This is a genomic window from Streptomyces graminofaciens, assembly GCF_030294945.1.
Lineage (GTDB): Bacteria > Actinomycetota > Actinomycetes > Streptomycetales > Streptomycetaceae > Streptomyces > Streptomyces graminofaciens.
On the sequence record NZ_AP018448.1, the window covers coordinates 9,080,869 to 9,100,974 of the forward strand.

Consider the following 20,106-nt stretch of genomic DNA (forward strand, 5'->3'; position numbering starts at 1 on the left):
AGGTGGGCGGGCGTGAGCAGACCCGGTGGACCAGAACGCGGCTGGGCCGTTGCGGCCCACCCCTCGACCTGCTCACCGCCCGCTTCGACACACACCGCTACGCCCCGCACGCCCACGAGGAGTTCACCATCGGCGTCTGCGTCGGCGGCTCCGAGGTGATCGCCTACCGGGGCGGCCTCATCCACGCGGGCCCCGGCGCCATCGTCGTACTCGAACCCGGTGAGATGCACGACGGCGCCCCCGCCGCCGCCGACGGCTACGCCTACCGAGCCGTCTACGCCGAGACCCCCCTCCTCAGCGACGGCACACTCGGCGGCAGCCCGCACTTCCTGAACCCCGTGGTGGACGACCCGGAACTCGCCACGGCCTTCCGCCGCGCCCACACGGAGCTGAGCATCTGCCCGGACCCCCTGGAGGCCGAGTCCCGCCTCCCGTGGCTGCTCACGGCCCTGGCCCACCGCCACTCCACGGCCCGCCCATGCCCCGACACGGTCCCCGGCGCGGACGGCATAGCCCGAGCGGTACGCGACCGTCTGGCCGACGAACTACTGCAACCCCCGGCCCTCGCCGACCTCGCGGCCGACCTGAACCTGTCCCGCTACCAACTCCTGAGAGCCTTCCGTACGACGATGGGGATACCCCCGTACGCCTGGCTCGCCCAGTACCGGGTCACCCGGGCCCGCACCCTCCTGGAGTCCGGACTGCGCCCGGCGGAGGTGGCGGCCCTGGTGGGCTTCGCGGACCAGGCGCACCTCACCCGCTGGTTCCGCCGGGTGATGGGGGTGACACCGGCGGCGTACCGCGCGAGCGTGGGCAAGCCCCTGTAGCCGCGCAACAGCGTTCAAGACGCGCGGTGGCCCGGGCGCCGAAACTACCCGCATGACTGCACGCGGCTGGTTTCTGTTCTCCCTGATGGGAGTGGTCTGGGGCATCCCCTATCTGATGATCAAAGTGGCGGTGGAGGACCTCTCCCCGTCCGTGGTGGTGTTCACGCGCTGCGCGCTGGGCGCCCTGCTCCTGCTCCCCTTCGCCCTCCGCCAGGGCGGCCTGACACGAACCGTCCGGACGCACTGGGCTCCCATGCTGGCCTTCGCGTGCATCGAGATCATCGGCCCCTGGTTCACCCTGACGGATGCCGAGCGGCACCTGTCGAGCTCCACGGCGGGTCTGCTGATCGCGGGCGTCCCGATCGTCGGCGTCCTCGCGGCCCGCTTCTTCGGCGACACGGAGGTCCTGGGCGTACGACGGATCATGGGCCTGGCCCTGGGCCTGGGCGGGGTCGCGGTCCTCACGATCCCGCACCTGACAGGCGGCGACGCCCGGTCCCTGGCCGAGGTCCTGCTGACGGTCCTCGGCTACGCGACGGCGCCCCTGATAGCCGCGAGACACCTGAAGGACGTCCCGTCCCTGCACCTCACGGCTTCCTGCCTGGCCCTGGCGGCCCTGGTCTACGCGGCCCCTGCGGCGGCGACCCGGCCGACCGAGATCCCTTCGACGTCGGTCCTGCTCTCCCTCGCGGGCCTGGGCGTCATCTGCACGGCGGTGGCGTTCGTGGCCTTCCTGGAACTGATCAAGGAGGTCGGCCCCACCCGCTCGACGGTGATCACGTACGTCAACCCGGCGGTCGCGGTGGCGGCGGGCGCGCTGTTCCTGGACGAACCGCTGACGGCGTCCGTCCTCGCCGCCTTCACCCTGATCCTGGCGGGCTCGGTACTGGCGACGGCCGCCGGACCGAAGAAGGAGGGACCGAAGCGCGACGCACGGCGGGTAGCATGGTCGACACGGCAGACGAGCCGGGCGGACGGCCGCGTGGAGTCCCCCTAGGGGGCTTCCCGAGGAACGTCCGGGCTCCACAGGGCAGGGTGGTGGCTAACGGCCACCCGGGGTGACCCGCGGGACAGTGCCACAGAAAACAAACCGCCGGGCGCTTTGGCGCTCGGTAAGGGTGAAACGGCGGTGTAAGAGACCACCAGTGCCCAGGGTGACCTGGGCAGCTAGGTAAACCCCACCCGGAGCAAGGTCAAAAGGAAACACCCCGGTGTTTCTGCGCGGACGTTCGAGGGCTGCCCGCCCGAGTCCGCGGGTAGACCGCACGAGGCCGACGGCAACGCCGGCCCTAGATGGATGGCCGTCTCCCCGGCCGCCGCGAGGCGGCCGGGTGACAGAACCCGGCGTACAGCCCTGCTCGTCTGCCGCCCTGTATTTCCGCAGGTCAGAGGCTATGTTTACTGACTGAACAAACCATTGGGGTCGAATCCGGGTCGAATCCGAGCTGTGAGTATCGTCGTTTCTGTCTCCCGCTCATGTGACATATTCGGGCATTCAGGGTGGTGAATGCGGTCCAGTGTCGCTCTCCAGCAGACATCTCGGATGCTGATGCAGTCGGAAGTACATGTACGAGGTGTCTCCTCGGGAGCCTGCTTTGGCATCGATGGCGCGTCCTCCGGTGAGCTGTGGTCAGATCGAGATGGGTGGCACTGCTCGTGCGGAGTGTCGAGGCGGCCGTCAATGGCGCCCGCGCGGGAGTCGTTGGACACACCGGACTGAACCCCCGCCGAGACCTGTCCGTCTGTCCACTCCGTGCTGCTCCGCCGCGACCGGCCAGCTCGTTGTCCGGGGCGCCCACGCATTTCTGCATGTGGGATCTCGGTGGAGGTTCTGGGTGTCTACAAGGGGAGAGGGGCAAGGGCTCTGGCTGGGTGGTGGGGCCCGAGGAATACGACGATGCCCTCGCCCTCGGTGGCAGGGTGTGTGGCCTGGACCCAACCCTGGCGGCGGTAGAAGGAGACGGCGCGTGGGGAGCGGGCGGAGGTGAGTAGCCAGGAGCGGCCTTCGGGGGCGTCCGCGGTGACCGCGTGCAGCAGTGCGGCGGCCAGGCCGGTGCCATGGGCGTCCGGGTGTACGGCGAGTTCGTCGATCTCGCGGGCGCCGCACAGCCATTCCACGGCGCGCTGTGCTCCCAGGCCGGCGGCGGCCTGGGGGTAGCAGCGGTCGGTGGGGAAAGGCGCCGCCGTCGTCCATGCCGTGGCGAAGCCGACGGCCTGCGTTTCGGCGAAGGCGAGCGCGGCGGTGAAGCCGGGGCGCCGGACGTTGCCGACCAGCCGGCCGAGGAACTCGATCGCCTTCTCTTCGTCCTCGTTCCAGGGTGGGGCGCAGAAAGCTTCGACGTACAAAGAGTGCAGGGCGGAGGCGTGGGCCAGAAGGCCGCCGTTCTTGAAGACTCGGATGTCCATCAGGCCGCCACGAACCCTGCCGCCACGCGCGGGTGCAGCGTCGCGTACTCCAGGGGCGCTGACGGGTCGATCGACACGTCCAGCGGCGCCGGTTCGGCTCCGGCCCGGACGAGGAGGTCGCCCACGTTGGCGATCATCGCGCCGTTGTCCGTGCAGAGCTTCATCGGCGGGACGCGTAGGTGGATCCCGGCCGCCCGGCACCGTTCCTCCGCCAGTGACCGCACCCGCGAGTTCGCGGCCACCCCGCCGACCACTACCAACGTGCCCACCCTGTGCTTACGGCAGGCGTCCACCGCCTTGCGGGTCAGTACGTCCGCAACAGCCTCCTGAAGTGAGGCCGCACCGTCCGCCACCGGCAGCTCGCGGCCTGCATGCCCCTCGGCCCAGCGTGCCGCTGCCGTCTTCAGGCCCGAGAAGGAGAAGTCGTACGAACCCGGCAGCGGGCGCGGAAACGGGACGGCGTGAGGATCCCCCTCGCGCGCGGTCCGGTCGATGGCCGGGCCGCCGGGACACGGCAGCCCGAAGACCCGCGCGACCTTGTCGAAGCACTCTCCGGCGGCGTCGTCGAGAGTGTCTATGAGGTGGAGGACCGGGTCGCGGGCGAGATCACGGACGAGGAGTAGGGAGGTGTGGCCGCCGGAGACGATCAGCACCATGCAGGGGTCGGGCAGCGGGCCGTGTTCGAGAGTGTCGGCGGCGACGTGACCGGCGAGGTGGTGGACGCCGTGGAGCGGGACGCCCAGCGCGTAGGCGAGTCCCTTCGCCGCGGCCAGGCCGACCTGGAGCGCACCGGACAGGCCTGGTCCGGTGGTCACCGCCACCGCGCCGACGTCCGTCAACCGCAGACCGGCCTTGTCCAGGGCGCGCTGGATCACCGGCCGGACCGCATGGACGTGCGCCCGGGCGGCGATCTCCGGTACGACACCGCCGTAGCGAGCGTGCTCGTCCATGCTCGACGCCAGGGCGTGCCCCAGCAGTCGCCCGTGCCGGACCAGTCCCACCCCGGTACCCACCCCTTCCGCCATTGCTTTGTTATTGCAGGTAGTGTGCAATAAGAGCACCTCGGATGTGTACCCCGGCGGGTGAGACCTCGTCGACGGTGCTGAAGGAGGAGCCGGAGGTGTGGGCGCGGCCTGCGCCGCCACCCCGAACCGGATGCGGGGCGCTGTTCTGCCTGACAGCGTCCGTCCCATGGGCAGTGTCCCGCATCCACCTCCATCGCCGTTGCCGTCATCATCGGCACGGTCGAACTGCTGGGCCTGATCGCCGAGAAGGCGGACCTGCACGGCCCGTTCAGGGACTGGGTCTCCGGCCTGGACCTGAACATCATCGGGTACGTCATCGCCGGCCTCTTCTTCGCGACCTGGGCCATCGCCTTGCTGGTGTGCAAGCTCGGCCGGATCGAGGAGAGGCGGACCGCGGGCCTGGCAGTCGACTACGGCGGAACAGGCTGCCGAAGAGGGCGCCCCACCTGGGGCTGTAAGCCGTGCCCGCTGTTGGTCATGGGCTGCAGCGAGTGCGCCGCCTGTAGATGAGAAGCGCCCCGTCGGGGGCGGGTCGCAGGTCTGTCAGCTCCTCGATCCTGCTCTCCGCCTCGGACGAGTGTCGGCTCGCGGGCCCCGAGACGCTGCCGTACGCGCGGCACTTGGTGTGGTGGTGGGGTTCTCCCGTGATGCCGTAGCGCGCAGGCCCGGGACCATGGACGGTGGGGTGAGGCCCACGGTCGTCAGGGTGCGTCCAGTGTGCGGTAGGCGGTGGTGGGGTTCACGGCATGCCGGGAAACCGTGCCAGTTCCTCGGAGGCTTCCGCAGGGGAGATATGGCGCTCCGACGCGGACGGCAACGCCAGCAAACGGAGCCGTCCCGGAGTGAGGCGCAGCCCGTGCCGCTTCAGTCGTGCGCGGGCGTCCACCGTGCTGTCGCTCTCGCTGCGTCATGCGCCGACTGCTGGGCCACACTCGTGCTTCCGCTCCTTCCCTCGCCCGCTGTCCAGGCAAGGGCTTGGTTGCAACTCTCCCGACACGGCCCCCGGGTCCTAGGTCCAATGCCTGATCGGCAGGGACACTTCTTGCTGCTAGCGTGCAGCTGCACATCATTCGCAATTATGTCGGAGGACGTTGGACATGCCGGTGTACACGCTCCCGGAACTTCCGTACGACTACTCGGCGCTCGCTCCGGTCATCAGCCCCGAGATCATCGAGCTGCACCATGACAAGCACCACGCCGCCTACGTCAAGGGCGCCAACGACACGCTGGAGCAGCTCGCGGAGGCGCGGGACAAGGAGACCTGGGGCGGCATCAACGGCCTGGAGAAGAACTTGGCCTTCCACCTCTCCGGGCACATCCTGCACTCGATCTACTGGCAGAACATGACCGGCCCGAAGGACGGCGGCGGCGAGCCTCTAGCCGCCGACGGCGTGGGCGACCTCGCCGACGCGATCACCGAGTCCTTCGGCTCCTTCACCGGCTTCAAGGCCCAGCTCACCAAGGCCGCCGCCACCACCCAGGGCTCCGGCTGGGGCGTCCTGGCCTACGAGCCCGTCAGCGGGCGCCTGATCGTCGAGCAGGTTTACGACCATCAGGGCAACGTCGGCCAGGGTTCCACCCCGATCCTGGTCTTCGACGCCTGGGAGCACGCCTTCTACCTGCAGTACAAGAACCAGAAGGTCGACTTCATCGACGCGATGTGGGCCGTCGTCAACTGGCAGGACGTGGCCCGGCGTTACGCCGCAGCCAAGGAGCGCGGCGACAGCCTGCTGCTCCGCCCGTGACGCTGTAATCGCGTCGGCACCGACGTCCTGCTCGTGATCGTCTTCTCACCCTTCACGGAGCAGGCGGTACAACGGAAGGCTCCCGCAGGCCCGATGCCTACGGGAGCCTTCCTGTTGCTGAGGCCGGCTTGAGAGGCTGTTTGTCGGTCTCAGATGGTGGTGAACCGCAACTCGGGCCGCTCCCAGTTCACCTTCAGTGGTGAGGGGGCGACGGTCCCCACCCGCACGGCGCCCAGGCGTCGGTAGAACTCCTCGGCCGGGGGATGGGAGACCACCCGCACCTCGGTCAGGCCGGCCGCCCCGGCCTGAGTGATCATGGGCTCGATGAGGAGCCGTCCGACCCCCCCTCCCTGAACATCGTCCGCCACGAAGGCCAGGTCCACCTCCGGTGGCTTCAGCAGCAGGGCGTAGAAGCCCTGGAGCCGTCCGGTCTCATCGACGGCCACGAAGACCTGGTGCCGGGTGATGTAGTCGGCGGTGACCCGGTAGCCGGGGATGATCGAGGCGTACGGTCCCTGGTAGGCACCGCAGTTCTGGATCAGGCTGGTGAGGCGGTCTGCGTCCCGCGCGACGGCGCGCTTGATCGTCGTGGACTGCATCCCTATTGCTCCCTGGCTTTTGCGGCGGTCAGTTTCTCCCAGTGGACGGTGCGGTCGCACCAGCGGTCCAGGAGCACCTGGTCGTGGCCGACGGCGAGCAGTCCAGCACCGGTGGCGGTGCGATAGTCCTCGACCGCTGCCACCAGGGCGGTGGTGGTGGAGGCGTCGAGCATCGCGGTCATCTCGTCGCAGATCAGTCCGGAACCCCTCATCTACCTCACCGTCGCCGTCCCTGCCAGAAGATCGCCGCGACGCCGTTGGGCAAGACGGCCAAAGTGATCTGTTGCGGGCCCCCGGTTGCAGCAGGGGCTCAGGGCCGGGCCGTCGCGACCCCGTGCAGGCGCTCTACACCCTGGTTGAAGCGACGCAGCAGGAGCAGCGCGGTCGTGGCGAGGCCGGCGAGCAGGCCCAGCCAGATGCCGACGGTGTCCCAGCCGGTGGCGAAGCCGAGAAGTGCGGCGGCGGGCAGGCCGACGAGCCAGTAGCCGACGAGGGTGACGCGGAAGCCGCCCTTGGTGTCGTCGAGGCCGCGCAGGAGGCCGACGCCGATGTTCTGGGCGCAGTCGAAGAACTGCATCACCGCGGCGATCAGCAGGAGGTTCGTGGCGAGGTCGGTGGCCGTCCGGCTCTCGCCCTCGAAGAACGGCGCCAGCACCAGGCCCGGGAGAGCGACGTAGACGACCGCCACGACCGCCATGACCGCGGCGGCGCAGGCCAGGGCCGTCGCCTTCAGTCGCTGGGCGGCCCCGGTGTTGCCGAGGGCGAGTTCACGGCTGACGCCGAGGGATGCGGCGTGGGAGAGGCCGACGGCGATCTGGAAGACGATGTAGACGAGTTGGTTGACGGCCGTGTGCGCGGCCAGCGCGGCCGTGCCGAAGCTGCCCACCAGCAGGGCGACGACGGAGAAGAAGCCCGCCTCGGAACCGTAGGTGGCGGCGATCGGCGTTCCGAGTGCCGTCAGTCGGCGCAGGGTGGCCGGGCGGGTCTTCCAGATGCTCAGCGACAGCACCGGCGCCAGCCGTGGATCGCGGCGGGCGGAGAGGTACAGGGCGAGGAAGGACAGTGCATACACCGAGCTCGTCGCGAGCCCGATACCCGGCAGGCCCAGCTTCGGCAGGCCCCAAGTTCCATGGATGAAGACCCAGTTGAGCCCCGCGTTGACGGCGATCGAGGCGATCGTGATGCGCAGTAGGGCCTGGGGGCGGCGCATGCCGGCCGTGAACTGGCGTATCGCCTGGAACCACAGGCAGGGCACCAGGCCGGGCGCCATCGTGTACAGCACCGGCTTCGCCGCGGCGACCACGTCCGCGTCCTGGCCGAGGAACACCACGGCATGCCCGATCAGCACCATCAGCAGCGCGCCCGCGAGACCCGCGAGGGTGGACAGCAGCAGGCTCGCCCGGACGAGGTCCCGGACCTCCTCGCGAGCGGCCTCCGCCTCGGCGCCCTCGGCCTCCGTGCCCCGCGTCTCGGCGCGCGCGTCCGCCGCGGCGACCTGGTTGCCGACGGCCGTGACGAGGCCGACGCCCATGGTGCGCAACTGGTTGAAGATCACCATGGCGAGGCCGCCGGCCGCCAGGGCCTCGGTGCCGAGCAGGCCCATCATGATCGTGTCGGTGGTGGTGAGCGCGACCTGGGCGAGCTGGGTGAGCGCGAGCGGCACGGCGAGCGTGGCGAGGGCACGGCCGTCGGTGAGGAGGCGGGCGAGGGCGGGCTGCATCAGTCCTGTTCCTGCGAGGGGTCCTGCGAGGAGTGCGGCGACGTGGGGAGTTGGCGGAGCTTGGTCAGCAACTCGTCGACCTCGCGCTCCACCTGGAGGGAGAGGAGAGCACGGGCGGCCATCCAGTCGTCGTCGAAGACGGTGTCCATGTACTTCTCCCCGCCGTCGTTGATCAACGCGACCATAGTCGTGCCGGGCGGCAGCGCGGACAGCCGGGCCAGGGCCTCGTACACGACGCCGCCCGCCGAGCCGCCGAGGAGCAGTCCGGTGCGCCGGGCGACGGCCCGCGCGGTGGCGAACGCCTCGACGTCGCCGACCTTCACGCCCTCGTCCAGCAGCGAGTAGTCGACCATCGCCCCGATCGTCGCGCCCTCGGGCGTGCCGGTTCCCGACTGGTGGTAGTCGTGCGCGGGCGGCCCGAACGCGATCGAGCCCTTCGGCTGCACGCCGACGATCCGCACCCCGGGTACCGTCTCCCGCAGCGGACCCCCGGTCCCGAACAGTCCGCCGCCTGTGCCCACCGCGCCGATGAGGATGTCGATACGGCCATCCAGCGCGGCGTGGAGTTCGCGGGCCACCGGGTGATAACCCACTCCGTTCGCCATGTTGTTGTGCTGCTCGGTGAAGTAGGCGTTGTCCAACTCGGCGGCCATCTTCTCCGCGAACTCCTCGCGGGCGGCGGTGGCCAGTTCCTCGTCCCCGTCGTCGGCGACGTACACCAGCTCCGCGCCGAGTGCCTTCATCGCGCGCAGCTTGTCGACGGCGGCGTGGTGGTCGACGACGGCGGTGAAGGTGTAGCCGCGCTCGGCGGCCACGACGGCGAGGCCGAGCCCGGTGTTGCCGGAGGTCGACTCGATGATCCGGCCGCCGGGGCGCAGCAGGCCGCGTTCCTCGGCGTCGACGACCATCTGCCGGGCCATCCGTATCTTGGCGGTGCCGGTCGGGTTGAACTGCTCCAGCTTCAGCAGCAGCCGGGCGTCGCTCTCCGTACGGGCCAGCTCGAACAGCGGGGTGGCGCCGATGAGTTCGGAGACCTGCCGCACGATGGGCGGCCGGTACAGGGGTCGTCCATGGAGGCTCCTGTGGTCTTCAGGCGGTCTTTGGTCGGTCGTCGATCGGTCTTCAGCGGGGATGGCGGTCGAGGCGCCAGCGGAAACGGGATCCCGAGAGCTCGACGACGACCTTCGGGGGCAGCGGAAGGTCGTGGAACGGCGACTCGTTGGAGTCCATCTGGTAGCCCGCCGTGTTCAGGTACACGAGCAGGTCACCGACGGCCGGCCGCACCGGGAAGGGGATCTTGCGCCAGGTCAGCATGTCCGACTCCAGGCAGGTCGCCGCCCCCACGCACGCCGGGTACGGCCCCGCGTCGGCGACCGGACGGGCAGCGGCGGGCACGAGCACCGGGTCCGGCAGGAACTCGCTGTCGAACCACTACTCCGACAGGCTGAGGCTGCTGCCGTCCACGGTCAGGATCGCGTACCCGTCGCGTTCTTTCACGCCCTGCACCCGGAACACCGTGAACCCGGCCTGGTCCAGCAGCGCCCGGCCCGGTTCGACGAGGAGGGCGACCCCGGCCGCACGCAACAGCTCGGCCAGTGTGGTGACTTGGCCCGTCGGGGTGGCCGTCAGGATCGTACGCAGAGCGTCGGCGCCGGCGACGGGGGAGTGGTACGGATAGAAACCCCCGAAGGACTTCTCCGCGTGGAAGTGTTCGGGGCGCCGGCTCTCCTCGAACCGCCGCCAGTCCTCCGCCGCCACGTAGTCCACGGCGAGGCCGCCGCCGACGCTGATCCGGTCGGCGCGCAGTCCGAGAGCCCGGGCGCGGGTGCAGAGTGTGACCAACTCCGCCGCGAGGTCCGTGCGTTGGCGGACGTCGTAGCCGGAGAGATGGAAGCTGAACCCCTCCATGCCGACGGGCCCGTCGACGCATCGCCGCAGGGCTGTCTCCAGTTCGCCGTCGTTCAGACCGAAGCGGCTGTGCGGCTGCTCCGGAGGCAGGCGGCGCAGCAACACCCGTGCCATACGGCCGAGTTCATCGGCCAGGGCGATCAGCCGGTCCAGTTCGTCCAGCGCGTCCACCGCGATCAGCGCGCCCTGGAGCACGGCGACCCGCAGCAGCCCGTCCGCCTTGGCCGGACCGGTCACCACCAGGTCCTCGCCGCGCACCCCGGCCGCCAGGGCCTCGCGCAGCTCCCCATGGCTCGCCACGTCCACGCCCAGGCCGGCCACGGCCGCTCGTTCGGCGTAGACGGCCGCCTTGTTGGCCTTCTTCGCGTAGTACACGCGGCCGTCCACCCCCGCCTCGGCGAACACGTTCCGGAACGCCGCGGCGTTCGCGTCGAAGCGTTCGGGGAGCAGTACGTGGTACGGGCCGTCGAGACCGTGGCTCAGCTCGTCCAGCAAGGGGCCGGCCAGCAGGGCCCGTACCTCGGGTGTCGTGTGCGAGGGGAGCGCCGTGGTCACCTCCACAGCGGCACCGCCGTTCCCAGCCCCTGGGCGAGGGCCAGTTGGGCGAACCGGTGGCCCAGGGCGATGTCGGTGACGACCAGCCCGCTGTTGTACGCAAAGATCCGCTGATCCGGGTCCGTACGGCCCTCGGCGCGGCCCGCGAGGACCTCGGGGAACTCGGTGTCCACGTCACGGAGTTGCCCGTCCGCATCGGCCATGTCCACGCCCGTGACGCGCATCTGCGCCGCGCTGGTGGCGATCACCCGGTCGGCCCGGTGCAGCGTCGACGGCCCGATGCCGTAGCCGATGAGGACGGACAGGGCGGCGGGCCTGAGCCACTCCGCGTCCACGGACGCCGGGGTGTTGGGGCCCGCCGTGGCGAGCACGATGTCCGCGTCGCCGGCCGCCGCGCGCAGATCGGTCACGATCTCCAGCTCCCGGTCGGGGAAATACGCGTGCAACTGCTCGCGCACCGCACGGATGCCGTCCGGATGCGTGCCGAAGAGCATCAGCCGCTCCAGGTCCGGCAGCGTGGTCAGCAGGAACGGCAGCGCGAGCCGTCCCTGTGTGGCGGTGCCGATGACCAGGGCGTTGCGGGCGCCGGGCACGGCCAGTTCGCGGGCCAGCAGCGCCGAGACCGCCGGGGTGCGCAGCGCGCCGACCCGGCCGCAGTCCAGCATCGCGACCGGCAGCCCGGTCTCGTCGTCGTACAGGGTCAGCGTCGTGTAGTAGTGCTGCTTGTCGCGGTCCTCGTGCAGGCCGTACTTGTACGACGTCTTCACCGCGACCACGCCCCGCTCGCCGTCGCGGCCGAGCATCGCGTACGCCACCGAGTGGCCGTCCTCCGGCTTGACGGTGAGCTTGCGCGGGTTGTCGGACCTGCCGTCGGCCAGCGTGCGGTACGCCTGCTCGACGACGGAGACGACGTCGGACAGGGTGATGTCGATGCCGGCCACGTCACTGGTGCTGAGGATCCGTGAGATCACCTCCGCGCTGGACCCCGACACAGGCCACGCGATCATGGACTTCCTCACCGACCTGCGCGAGCGTCGCGGCACGACCCTCGTCCTCATCAGCCACGACCTGCCCCTCATCGCCGACCGCACGGACACCGTCACTGTCCTGGAGGCGGGCCGCGTCGTCGAGTCGGGCCACACGGCCGACGTCTTCACCGACCCACAGCACGAGGCGACACAGGCACTGCTGGGCACGTCCGCGCCTGCCGCGAGGCCCTGACCGCGGGCCGCCGTGCACCGCCGAAGCGACTTGAAGCCGGTGACGCGGACTCGGCCCGTATGGGTTCTCGTGCGGTGTCCGTACGAGATCGATCCAGGAGGCGGAGGGTGCTGCACGCTGCTTTTTCGACCTGCCTGAGTCTCTGCAATCTTGTGTGTGCCCAAGTAGGAGCGTCGTGAGGACGGGCGTGAGCCGCTGCGGCGAAATCCGGAGTTGAAGGGGGACACCGACAGCCGAGGCTCCCTCTTCGATCAAGCTCACCCCCTGGGAGGTCTTGCATACGCTCGGACGTGCCAGCCACCCTGCTGTCCCGGCAGGGGGTGGGCCGGAGTCGAGTGTCTGGCCGGGGCAGATGGAGTATTGCGATGCGAGAATCTAGGGTCGGCACGTGGCTTTCATCCTGGTGTGTGAAGACGACGCGGCGGTTCGCGGCATTCTCAGGCGTGCCCTGGAGCACGACGGTCACACCGTTTCCGTCGCTGCCACGGCGGACAGCCTGCTACGGCAGCTCGCACCGGTGCCCCAGCTGGTCGTCCTGGATCTCGGGCTGCCGGACGCCGACGGCCGCGATGTCTGCCTGGCCCTGAGGGCTCGCGGCGTCGATGTGCCGGTGTTGATGCTCACCGCCCTGGACGGTCTGCATCACAAGGTGGGCGGGTTCGAGGCGGGCGCCGACGACTACATGACCAAACCCTTCGACATCCCGGAACTGCTGGTCCGCGTCCGGGCCCTGCTGCGCCGTTCCACTGTGGCGCCCGCATCGCACGAGGTCGTCCTCGATCCGGCGAAGCACATGGTGACCTACGATGCGGCGAGCATGAGCCTGACCCCGACCGAGTTCCGCCTGCTGGGCCGCCTGATCGCCTCGCGGGGCGACGCGGTGCGCCGTCACGCCCTCGTCGCCGCCGGCTGGCCGCACGGGGCCCAGGTCAGCGACAACACCCTCGACTCCTATGTGCGCCGGCTGCGGACCAAGCTCGGTCCGCTGGGTGTGGCCGAACGGCTCGCGACGGTCCGCGGTGTGGGCTACCGATGGCAGTGACGGGATTCCGCAGAAGCGTCGTCGCGCTCACCGTTCTGATCGCCACCGCCGTGGTCGCCATCCTGGTCGTCGTCTCGCACGTGCTGCTGAGCAGGGTGACGGACGCCGACGCGCACGATCTGGCCCGTACGCGCACCGAGGCGGTCGCGGCGAACGTGACCGTCAAGGGTGGCCGTGTCGTGCTCACGGAGAACGGCAGTGAGGCGCTGGACGAGGTCGCCTGGGTGTATGCCGACCGCCGCCTGATCGACGGGAACGTACCGGCGAGCGTGGTCAGGCGTGTCCATGAGCTGGTGGACTCGGGGCGTTCGCAGACCGCGACCGTCGGCGACTCCCTTCTGTACGCGCGGACGGTCCCGGTCGACGGCCATCACGTGATGGTGGTCGTCCGGGTGGACCTCACGCCCTATGAGACGTCCGAGCAGCGCAGTCTGACCTTGTCGCTGATCCTCGGCGGCCTCACGATCGTCCTCGCCGGCGGTGTCGCACATCTCGTGGTGCGCCGCGCGCTGCGGGTCGTGCACGAAATGGCCGCCCTCGCCGACGACTGGGGCCATCACGAACCCGGCCGCCGCTTCAATCTCGGCGTCCCCCGGGACGAGTTCGGGGAACTGGGACAGACCCTGGACCGCCTTCTGGAGCGCGTCGACAACGCGCTGGCGGACGAACGCCGGCTCACCGACGAGATCGCCCACGAGCTGCGGACACCGCTCACGGTCCTGCGGGGTGAAGCGCAGCTGGCTCAGCTGTCCGGTGATCCGGTGCCGCCGGAGGCGGTACTGAGCGAGGTCGACCGTCTCGACGCGGCGATCACGACGATCCTGCGCGCCGCGCGCGCCCGCACGGACGAGGGGACCCGGTGCGATCTGCGCACCGCCACGCGGCAGGCGATCGGCGGTCGCGCGGTCGAGGTCGACGTTCCGGCGAAGATCGAGGTGGCCGTGGCGCCCGACGTCGCCGTGTCGCTGCTGTCACCCCTTGTGGAGAACGGCCTGCGGCATGCGAGGACGCGGGTGTGGATCACCGCACGCAGTCAGGGTGCGGCTGTCGTGGTCGATGTCCTGGACGACGGCCCCGGGTTCGATCCCTCGGACGTCGAGCGGGTCTTCGAGGCGGGTGTGACCGGCGGCGACGGATTTGGGCTGGGGCTGCCGGTGGTCCGGCGCATCGCCGCCTCGGCCGGTGCGGAGGTCCGCGCGATCGCGGACGGCCGCGGTCACGTCGAGGTGACGCTCCCGGCCGCGGGTGCGGTCACGTAGTCAGGTTGCTTGCAGGTTCCCCGCGCGAACCTGGCCCGCATGACAACGACAACGGAAGCGCGCACGCGCAACGGGCGCCTCATGCTCAACAAGGTCCCCGAGGTCACCATCTGGTTCTGGGTGATCAAGATCCTGTGCACCACCGTGGGTGAGAGCTTCGCCGACTGGATCAACATGAAGCTGGGCGTCGGCCTGGTGAACACGGCCTGGATCTTCACCGGGGTGTTCGTGGTGGTCCTGGCCGTGCAGCTAAGGCTGAAGCGGTACGTCCCGTTCCCCTACTGGCTGACCGTGGTCGTTGTCAGCGTCACGGGGACCCTGTACACCGACATCCTCACCGACCAGCTCAACGTGCCGCTGTGGATCAGCACCGCGGTCTTCTCGGTGCTGCTCGCGGTCGTCTTCGGAGTGTGGTGGCTGCGCGAGCGCACGCTGTCGATCCACTCGGTCACCACGCTTCCGCGCGAGTCGTTCTACTGGCTCGCCGTTCTCGTCACCTTCGCGCTCGGCACGGCGACCGGCGACTGGACCCTCGAGCTCACCGGCTGGAGCCCGGGCGTCTCGGTGCTGCTGCCGCTCGGCCTCATCGCCGCGATCACGCTGCTGTGGAAGTTCGGCGCGAACCCGGTGCTGTCCTTCTGGCTCGCCTACATCCTGACCCGCCCGCTGGGCGCGAACATCGGCGACTGGCTGGCCTCCCCGAAGGTCGCTCAGCCGGGCGAGCCGACCGGCCTCGCGCTGGGCACCTTCACCACCAGCCTGATCTTCCTCGGCCTGATCCTGGCCACCGTGGTCTACCTGACGGTGACGCGCTCGGACGTGACCGAGACCTACGAGGCCGCCCACGCCGTCCACACCACCGGCGACCTGCGCAAGGAGCGGGTCGGCTTGGCCGGCTTCGCACTGCTCGCGGTCGCCACCACGGGCCTGCTGATCTGGGCCCACAGCCAGCCGCACACCGGCCCGGCGCCGGAGGAGGACAACACCTCCGCGGTCCAGATGGCCCCTGGCGAGGCGGTGAAGAAGTTCCCGCCCGCCAAGGTCGCCGCCCTGAAGACCCTCGCCTCCACCTCGCTCAAGGACGCCCAATCCGGGGACGCGAAGGGCGCGCACGCGGCCGCACAGTCGCTGCGTGACCTGTGGGATGCCGACCAGGCCTCGCTGCAGCCGCTGGACCAGACCGGGTGGACCTCCATCGACGCCCAGATGGACAAGGTGCTGGGGACCTTCGGCATCGACCACTCGAACCCGCCGATGCCGCCCGCGCAGCAGGAGAAGGAACTGAACGCCCTCCTGACGGACATGGGCTGACCGGTCACCCCCTCTCCACTAACCCCGTCGGGGCGGTCGAAGCCGGTGCCGATGGCCCGACCGCCCCGTGTCCCGCAGCAGAGCCCACCGGGGCGACACATTGCGCGGCCTCACCTCATACCGCCGCGTGCGCGCCCCTGTCGCGCTGTGACACGGCCAGGTAGCCGACGAATCCGATGATCGCCACCGTCCAGGCGAGGGTGACCGGAGCCAGGCCGAGGGCGAGGCCGCCACGGGTGTGGGGGAGGGCCATCCAGTCGGCGAGGGACGCTCCGAGGGGGCGGGTGATGACGTAGGCGGTCCAGAATGCGGTCACCGCGCCGAGGGCCCCGAAGCGGTGGGCCAGGGCGGGTACGCAGATGGCGGCCGCGAAAAGGGCGACCGAGCCCAGGTAGCCGAAGCCGACGGTGGCCGTGAGATCGCCCGCCGCGGTGCCGAGGGCGAAGGTGGCCAGGACGGCCGCCCAGTAGAACGCCTCGCGGCGACGCGACCGGATCGTGTGGATGGAGAGGGTCCGCTCGCTCGCGTACCAGAGGGCGAACACCGCGGCCAGTACGACGAGAAACGCAGGTGTCGAGACGGCGTACGGCACGCCGAGGCCGACGTGCAGGACATCGGCGGCCATCGTGCCGAAAACGCTGACCATGACGACGGCGGTCCAGTAGACCCAGGCGACATACCGGCGGAGCGTGAACTGCACGGCCAGGGACGCCACGAGTGCGAGGCCGCCGAGCGCCACCGCAGGGATCGGGCCGAGCGTGCGGGCCAGGAGGTCCGACGCCGTCTCGCCCATACCGGTGGTCAGCACCTTGATGATCCAGAAATAGACGGTCACCTCCGGCACCTTGTTCGCAAGTTGGCGTGCGGGGGTGAGGGGGCGTTCGTCGAGGACAGGCTCAGCGGTCATGATCCGCACGATGGCAGTTCGAGCATGAACGCAACCTGAACGGTCCACTACGCCGTTCGGGCCTCCCGCGTGGGCTGCTGCCCGCCCTCCCCTCACCGTGGACCGGGGTGAGGGAGACGACTCCTCTCACCCGTCTCTAACCGACAAGCCGTACGGTGAAGGGATCTCCTACGACGTGTAGGAGATCCTGGTTCCGGGGCGCGTGACGACGAAAGGTGCAGGATGGCCGACGGCCCGAACGTCACGACGACCGGTGCCTCCCGCACCGGCTTCCCGCCTCGGTCGGCCCGGCCTCGGCGCCGGTGCCGCGAACCTTGGCTCGCGGCGGTCGCGGGAGCTTTCACACTCGCCCAGCTCGTCCTCGTACGACCGGATCTTGGTCTCGGCTGGGACGAGACGGTCTACGTCAGTCAGGTCAGCGGCCAGGTTCCGGCCGCCTTCTTCAGCGCGCCCCGCGCCCGTGGCATCTCTCTGCTCGTCGCGCCGATCGCGTCATGGTCCGACTCCACCGCCCTTCTCAGGGTCTACCTGGCAGTCCTCTCCGGTCTGGGCCTCTACTTCGCCCTGCGCATCTGGCGAGCCCACGTCATGCCGCGCGTCCTGGCGCTGGCGGGTGCCCTGTTCGCCTCCCTCTGGGTGACCTTGTTCTACGGCCCGCAGGCCATGCCCAACTACTGGGTCGCCGTCGGAGCCCTGGTCGCCGTCGGCTGCTTCGTGCGGGTCCGGGAGAACGCACGTGACAGGGCGGCCTGGTGGGGCGTGTTCGCGGGCACGGCGCTGATGGCGTGGATGCGCCCGATGGACGCCGTCTACGTGGTGCTGCCGCTGCTCGCCCTGGCTGTGCGCCGCCCCCGCCTCCTCGCCGTACTGGTTGCCGGACTGCTGGCCGGCGCCGGTGAGTGGGTGATCGAGGCGTACGTGAGTTACGGCGGTTTGGGGCAACGTCTGTCCGACGCCTCCCGTGTCCAGGGCGGCCTCGGCTGGCATCTGGCGGTGGTCGACCAGCTGCGCAGTCTCGGCGGGCGTACCCTCTGCCGTCCCTGCACCGGATCGGCCCCCAACCCGGTGGTGAGCCTGTGGTGGTTCGCGCTGCCCGTCCTCGCCGCGCTCGGAGCGGTCACCGCCGTCCGTGTCCGCCGCGCCCTGCCCGTCCTGCTGCCGCTGACCTGCGCGGTCACGGCCGCCGTCCCCTACCTGTTCCTCATCGGCTACGCGGCCCCCCGCTTCCTGCTGCCCGCCTACGCCCTGCTCGCCCTCCCCGTCGCCCATGGCCTCGCTCACCTGGTCAGCGCCCCGAGTCGGAGGACTGCGCGCACCGTCGCCGTGAGCCTCGTGGCGGCCTGCCTTGCGGCTCATCTGGCCGTGCAGTACGTCGTCCTGGAACACACCGTGCGCAGTTCCGCCGCCAACCACGACAACTGGTCCCGTACCGCCTCGGCCCTCCACACGCTCGGCGTACGGCCGCCGTGCCTGCTCAGTGGCTATGAGGCCGTGCCCATCGCCTTCTACACCGGTTGCGGCTCGGCACAGACCGACGGTCACGACACCAGCACCACCGGGGCCGCACTGGCCCAGGCCGCTCACCGGACCAAAGTCGCCGTCCTCGCCCAGCCCGGCGACCATCCGCCCGCCTACGCACGCACCTGGTCCATGGAGCGGGCCGGCGCTCTGCACGCCTACGTCGCTCCCTTCGTCCGGCAGGGGCGGTGACCGTGGCGACCGTGTCCGACAGCGTGACCGTGACCGCGGGCCGACGCCACTACGTCCGGCTGGGCATCACTCTTGTGGTGCTCGTCGCCGCCGGCGCCATGCTCGTGGCGCACCGGGCCACCCTCGACACCGGTACCGACCAACTGGCCGCCGCCGACGGGGAATGGCTCGTGCTCGCCTGCTTCGCCACTCTCGCCACGTGGGTGTGCGCTGCTGTGGCGCAGCAGGGGGCGGTCGTTGAACGGCTGCCGAAGGGACGGCTGGTGGCCGCTCAGTTCGCGGCGTGCGCAGCCAACCACATCCTGCCCGCAGGAGCCGGGGCGAGCTTGGTCAACCTGCGGTTCCTGACGCGGTGCGGCCTGTCCACCCGGCGCTCGGCGACCGCGCTGGCGGTGAAGGCGTCGGTCGGCGGGATCGTCCGGTGCGTGCTGGGTGTCGTCCTGCTGGTGGCGTCAGCGGGCACTGTCCCGCTGTCGGTGCGGGTCCCCCACGTGCTGGTCCTGGTGCCGGTCGTGGCGGCGGCCGTCGTGCTGGCGGTGGTGGCCAGCGGTCGGTTGAGGCGGGTGGTGGGGCGGGCCGTGACCGACGTGCGGGAGGTGCATCGCTCCCGAGGGCGGGCCTGCGCACTGTGGGGCGGCTCGGTCGCGTTCGCGTTGCTGCACGCGGGTGTGGTCGTGGCCGTCGTCCGTGCGCTCGGTCTCGCGTTGCCCACGAGCCATGTGGTGATGGCCTACCTCGTTGCCAGTGGGGCGGCGGCCCTGCTTCCCACGCCCGGTGGACTGGGGTCGCTGGACGCCGCGCTCGCCTTCGCGCTCACCGCCGCCGGAGCACCGGGGCAGACGGCGATCTCGGCGGTCATCGGCTACCGCCTGCTCACCGGCTGGCTGCCGATGGCACCGGGACTGCTGGTCCTGGGGTTGCTCGCCCGCCGGTCGGCGCTCTGAGACGGCGGAACGCCCTCACACGGTCGCCTCCAGCGGCCCCGCACGTCCCTGTCCTCAGCGACGCGGCAGCCGTTTCATCGGCCACCTCGCCTTGCGCGGCGATCCCGTTGGCGCGCTGGCCACCGGGCGGTGCAGGCGATGGCGGGCGACGAGTTCGAGCGTCACCGCGACCGCGACGGACTGCACTGCCATGAGCGCGATCAGGACGAACAACTGCACCGCCCCGGCCATCACGGGACTCGCCCCTGCCATCAGCATGCCGACGAAAGCACCGGGGAGGGTGACCAACCCCACCGTCCGAGTCTGGTCGAGGCCCGGCAGCAGTGCCTCTGATGCCGCAGGGCGGGCGATCTCCAACCGTGCGTCCCGGTCCAGGAAACCCAGGGCCATCGCGGCCTCCACCTCCCCATGGCGCTGCGTCAGTTCGTCCAGGGCACGACGTCCGGCGAGGACGGTCACGGTGAGTGCGCCGCCGATGAGGATGCCCGTGATCGGGATCAGTGCGATGCCTCGCAGCGGGACGAGCCCCGTCAGCAGCAGTGCCGCGACGACCGGCACCACGCCGACGGCGATCGGGGCGGCCGTGAGCCACCAGGTGTGGTCGCTGGTGACTCTCCGTCCAGCCGTACGCACCGCCACCGAGAACATGACGACAAGAAACGCCAACAGCCCTGGCACGGACTTGACGGCCCACGTGATGACCACCGACACGACGGCCAGCTGCGCCGCGGCCCTCAGTCCGGCGACGAGGATCTCCCGGGCTCGGCTTTTGTACGGGTGGGGGTCGAGATGGAACCGCCCGGCGACCACCGCCGCCGCCAGGAGCAGAGCGGCGAGCAGGACGCCGAGGGTGATGTTGACCGGGACGAGGGATGCCGCACTCGACGTCACGTTCCCCACCTCAAGGACCCGCTGCCTGGGCCGAGT

At 70.4% G+C, this 20,106-nt stretch carries 16 protein-coding genes, 1 other RNA gene and 4 pseudogenes; 11 read left to right on the top strand and 10 right to left on the bottom strand.

What is annotated here, in order from left to right:
* Nucleotides 1-2 precede the first annotated feature (2 nt).
* The 3 genes and pseudogenes from SGFS_RS39955 (at nucleotide 3) to rnpB (ending at nucleotide 2,192) form a co-directional block, all read left to right on the top strand.
* Nucleotides 3-827 (top strand): helix-turn-helix domain-containing protein, encoded by an 825-nt coding sequence (locus SGFS_RS39955; protein WP_286257140.1) that lies wholly within the window; start codon nucleotides 3-5, stop codon nucleotides 825-827.
* Between the two features lie 115 nt (nucleotides 828-942).
* Nucleotides 943-1,659, top strand: a pseudogene (locus tag SGFS_RS51535) (DMT family transporter); the annotation flags it as partial.
* A 130-nt stretch (nucleotides 1,660-1,789) separates the two neighbouring features.
* Nucleotides 1,790-2,192: RNase P RNA component class A (rnpB, locus tag SGFS_RS39965), an RNA gene on the top strand.
* A 474-nt stretch (nucleotides 2,193-2,666) separates the two neighbouring features.
* On the opposite strand, the gene SGFS_RS39970 is transcribed toward rnpB, so the two are convergent.
* Together SGFS_RS39970 and tsaD are read right to left on the bottom strand one after the other, a co-directional pair.
* Nucleotides 2,667-3,233: a GNAT family N-acetyltransferase gene (locus SGFS_RS39970; RefSeq protein ID WP_286257142.1), complete on the bottom strand. Its 567-nt coding sequence runs from the start codon at nucleotides 3,231-3,233 to the stop codon at nucleotides 2,667-2,669.
* Nucleotides 3,233-4,258, bottom strand: a complete 1,026-nt coding sequence (gene tsaD, locus SGFS_RS39975; protein WP_286257143.1) for a tRNA (adenosine(37)-N6)-threonylcarbamoyltransferase complex transferase subunit TsaD — start codon at nucleotides 4,256-4,258, stop codon at nucleotides 3,233-3,235. The genes SGFS_RS39970 and tsaD overlap by 1 nt, the downstream gene beginning before the upstream one ends.
* Nucleotides 4,259-4,447: 189 nt before the next feature.
* On the opposite strand from tsaD, the pseudogene SGFS_RS39980 reads away from it, so the two are divergent.
* Both SGFS_RS39980 and SGFS_RS39985 read left to right on the top strand, forming a co-directional pair.
* Nucleotides 4,448-4,663, top strand: a pseudogene (locus SGFS_RS39980) (HoxN/HupN/NixA family nickel/cobalt transporter); the annotation flags it as partial.
* A 692-nt stretch (nucleotides 4,664-5,355) separates the two neighbouring features.
* The gene (locus SGFS_RS39985) at nucleotides 5,356-6,003 is read left to right on the top strand and encodes a superoxide dismutase (RefSeq protein ID WP_286257144.1); all 648 of its coding nucleotides are present in this window, start codon (nucleotides 5,356-5,358) and stop codon (nucleotides 6,001-6,003) included.
* 149 nt (nucleotides 6,004-6,152) lie between these two features.
* Here the strand turns inward: SGFS_RS39985 and SGFS_RS39990 are convergent, their stop codons facing one another.
* From SGFS_RS39990 to SGFS_RS40015, 6 genes and pseudogenes are all read right to left on the bottom strand, one after another.
* Complete coding sequence (locus SGFS_RS39990; protein ID WP_286257145.1) at nucleotides 6,153-6,602, bottom strand: GNAT family N-acetyltransferase; 450 nt, start codon at nucleotides 6,600-6,602, stop codon at nucleotides 6,153-6,155.
* Between the two features lie 2 nt (nucleotides 6,603-6,604).
* Nucleotides 6,605-6,814: pseudogene (locus SGFS_RS39995) on the bottom strand (ABC transporter ATP-binding protein); the annotation flags it as partial.
* Nucleotides 6,815-6,912: 98 nt separating this feature from the next.
* Nucleotides 6,913-8,322, bottom strand: coding sequence for an MATE family efflux transporter (locus tag SGFS_RS40000; RefSeq protein WP_286257146.1), 1,410 nt, complete (start codon nucleotides 8,320-8,322; stop codon nucleotides 6,913-6,915).
* Nucleotides 8,322-9,368: a cysteine synthase family protein gene (locus tag SGFS_RS40005; RefSeq protein WP_286260299.1), complete on the bottom strand. Its 1,047-nt coding sequence runs from the start codon at nucleotides 9,366-9,368 to the stop codon at nucleotides 8,322-8,324. The genes SGFS_RS40000 and SGFS_RS40005 overlap by 1 nt, the downstream gene beginning before the upstream one ends.
* A 76-nt stretch (nucleotides 9,369-9,444) precedes the next feature.
* A pseudogene (locus tag SGFS_RS40010) lies at nucleotides 9,445-10,785 on the bottom strand (type III PLP-dependent enzyme domain-containing protein).
* Nucleotides 10,782-11,726, bottom strand: coding sequence for an ornithine cyclodeaminase family protein (locus tag SGFS_RS40015; protein ID WP_434028134.1), 945 nt, complete (start codon nucleotides 11,724-11,726; stop codon nucleotides 10,782-10,784). Before SGFS_RS40015 ends, SGFS_RS40010 begins: the two are co-directional and overlap by 4 nt.
* Between SGFS_RS40015 and SGFS_RS40020 the strand changes: the two genes are divergently transcribed.
* From SGFS_RS40020 to SGFS_RS40035, 4 genes are all read left to right on the top strand, one after another.
* The gene (locus tag SGFS_RS40020) at nucleotides 11,716-12,006 is read left to right on the top strand and encodes an ATP-binding cassette domain-containing protein (RefSeq protein ID WP_286260474.1); all 291 of its coding nucleotides are present in this window, start codon (nucleotides 11,716-11,718) and stop codon (nucleotides 12,004-12,006) included. The genes SGFS_RS40015 and SGFS_RS40020 overlap by 11 nt on opposite strands.
* A 388-nt stretch (nucleotides 12,007-12,394) precedes the next feature.
* Complete coding sequence (locus tag SGFS_RS40025) at nucleotides 12,395-13,048, top strand: response regulator transcription factor (RefSeq protein ID WP_286257148.1); 654 nt, start codon at nucleotides 12,395-12,397, stop codon at nucleotides 13,046-13,048.
* Nucleotides 13,039-14,307 (top strand): sensor histidine kinase, encoded by a 1,269-nt coding sequence (locus tag SGFS_RS40030; RefSeq protein ID WP_286257149.1) that lies wholly within the window; start codon nucleotides 13,039-13,041, stop codon nucleotides 14,305-14,307. Before SGFS_RS40025 ends, SGFS_RS40030 begins: the two co-directional genes overlap by 10 nt.
* A gap of 39 nt (nucleotides 14,308-14,346) precedes the next feature.
* Nucleotides 14,347-15,618, top strand: coding sequence for a hypothetical protein (locus SGFS_RS40035; protein ID WP_286257150.1), 1,272 nt, complete (start codon nucleotides 14,347-14,349; stop codon nucleotides 15,616-15,618).
* 115 nt (nucleotides 15,619-15,733) lie between these two features.
* Here SGFS_RS40035 and SGFS_RS40040 read toward each other — a convergent pair whose 3' ends face one another.
* On the bottom strand, nucleotides 15,734-16,525 hold the full coding sequence (locus SGFS_RS40040; protein WP_067252569.1) for a COG4705 family protein: 792 nt from the start codon (nucleotides 16,523-16,525) through the stop codon (nucleotides 15,734-15,736).
* A gap of 222 nt (nucleotides 16,526-16,747) precedes the next feature.
* On the opposite strand from SGFS_RS40040, the gene SGFS_RS40045 reads away from it, so the two are divergent.
* Entirely contained in the window at nucleotides 16,748-18,235 is a 1,488-nt protein-coding gene (locus SGFS_RS40045) for a hypothetical protein (protein WP_286257152.1), read from the top strand.
* Nucleotides 18,236-18,246: 11 nt separating this feature from the next.
* Nucleotides 18,247-19,179: a lysylphosphatidylglycerol synthase transmembrane domain-containing protein gene (locus tag SGFS_RS40050; RefSeq protein ID WP_286257153.1), complete on the top strand. Its 933-nt coding sequence runs from the start codon at nucleotides 18,247-18,249 to the stop codon at nucleotides 19,177-19,179.
* Nucleotides 19,180-19,233: 54 nt separating this feature from the next.
* On the opposite strand, the gene SGFS_RS40055 is transcribed toward SGFS_RS40050, so the two are convergent.
* Nucleotides 19,234-20,070 (bottom strand): ABC transporter permease, encoded by an 837-nt coding sequence (locus SGFS_RS40055; protein ID WP_286257155.1) that lies wholly within the window; start codon nucleotides 20,068-20,070, stop codon nucleotides 19,234-19,236.
* Nucleotides 20,071-20,106 lie beyond the last annotated feature (36 nt).

Bases quoted from the DNA above. Each gene is read 5' to 3' on its own strand.
- SGFS_RS39970 (WP_286257142.1), bottom strand. From the start codon at position 3,233: ATGGACATCCGAGTCTTCAAGAACGGCGGCCTTCTGGCCCACGCCTCC.
- tsaD (WP_286257143.1), bottom strand. From the start codon at position 4,258: ATGGCGGAAGGGGTGGGTACCGGGGTGGGACTGGTCCGGCACGGGCGA.
- SGFS_RS39985 (WP_286257144.1), top strand. From the start codon at position 5,356: ATGCCGGTGTACACGCTCCCGGAACTTCCGTACGACTACTCGGCGCTC.
- SGFS_RS39990 (WP_286257145.1), bottom strand. From the start codon at position 6,602: ATGCAGTCCACGACGATCAAGCGCGCCGTCGCGCGGGACGCAGACCGC.
- SGFS_RS40000 (WP_286257146.1), bottom strand. From the start codon at position 8,322: ATGCAGCCCGCCCTCGCCCGCCTCCTCACCGACGGCCGTGCCCTCGCC.
- SGFS_RS40020 (WP_286260474.1), top strand. From the start codon at position 11,716: ATGCCGGCCACGTCACTGGTGCTGAGGATCCGTGAGATCACCTCCGCG.
- SGFS_RS40030 (WP_286257149.1), top strand. From the start codon at position 13,039: ATGGCAGTGACGGGATTCCGCAGAAGCGTCGTCGCGCTCACCGTTCTG.
- SGFS_RS40035 (WP_286257150.1), top strand. From the start codon at position 14,347: ATGACAACGACAACGGAAGCGCGCACGCGCAACGGGCGCCTCATGCTC.
- SGFS_RS40040 (WP_067252569.1), bottom strand. From the start codon at position 16,525: ATGACCGCTGAGCCTGTCCTCGACGAACGCCCCCTCACCCCCGCACGC.
- SGFS_RS40045 (WP_286257152.1), top strand. From the start codon at position 16,748: ATGGCCGACGGCCCGAACGTCACGACGACCGGTGCCTCCCGCACCGGC.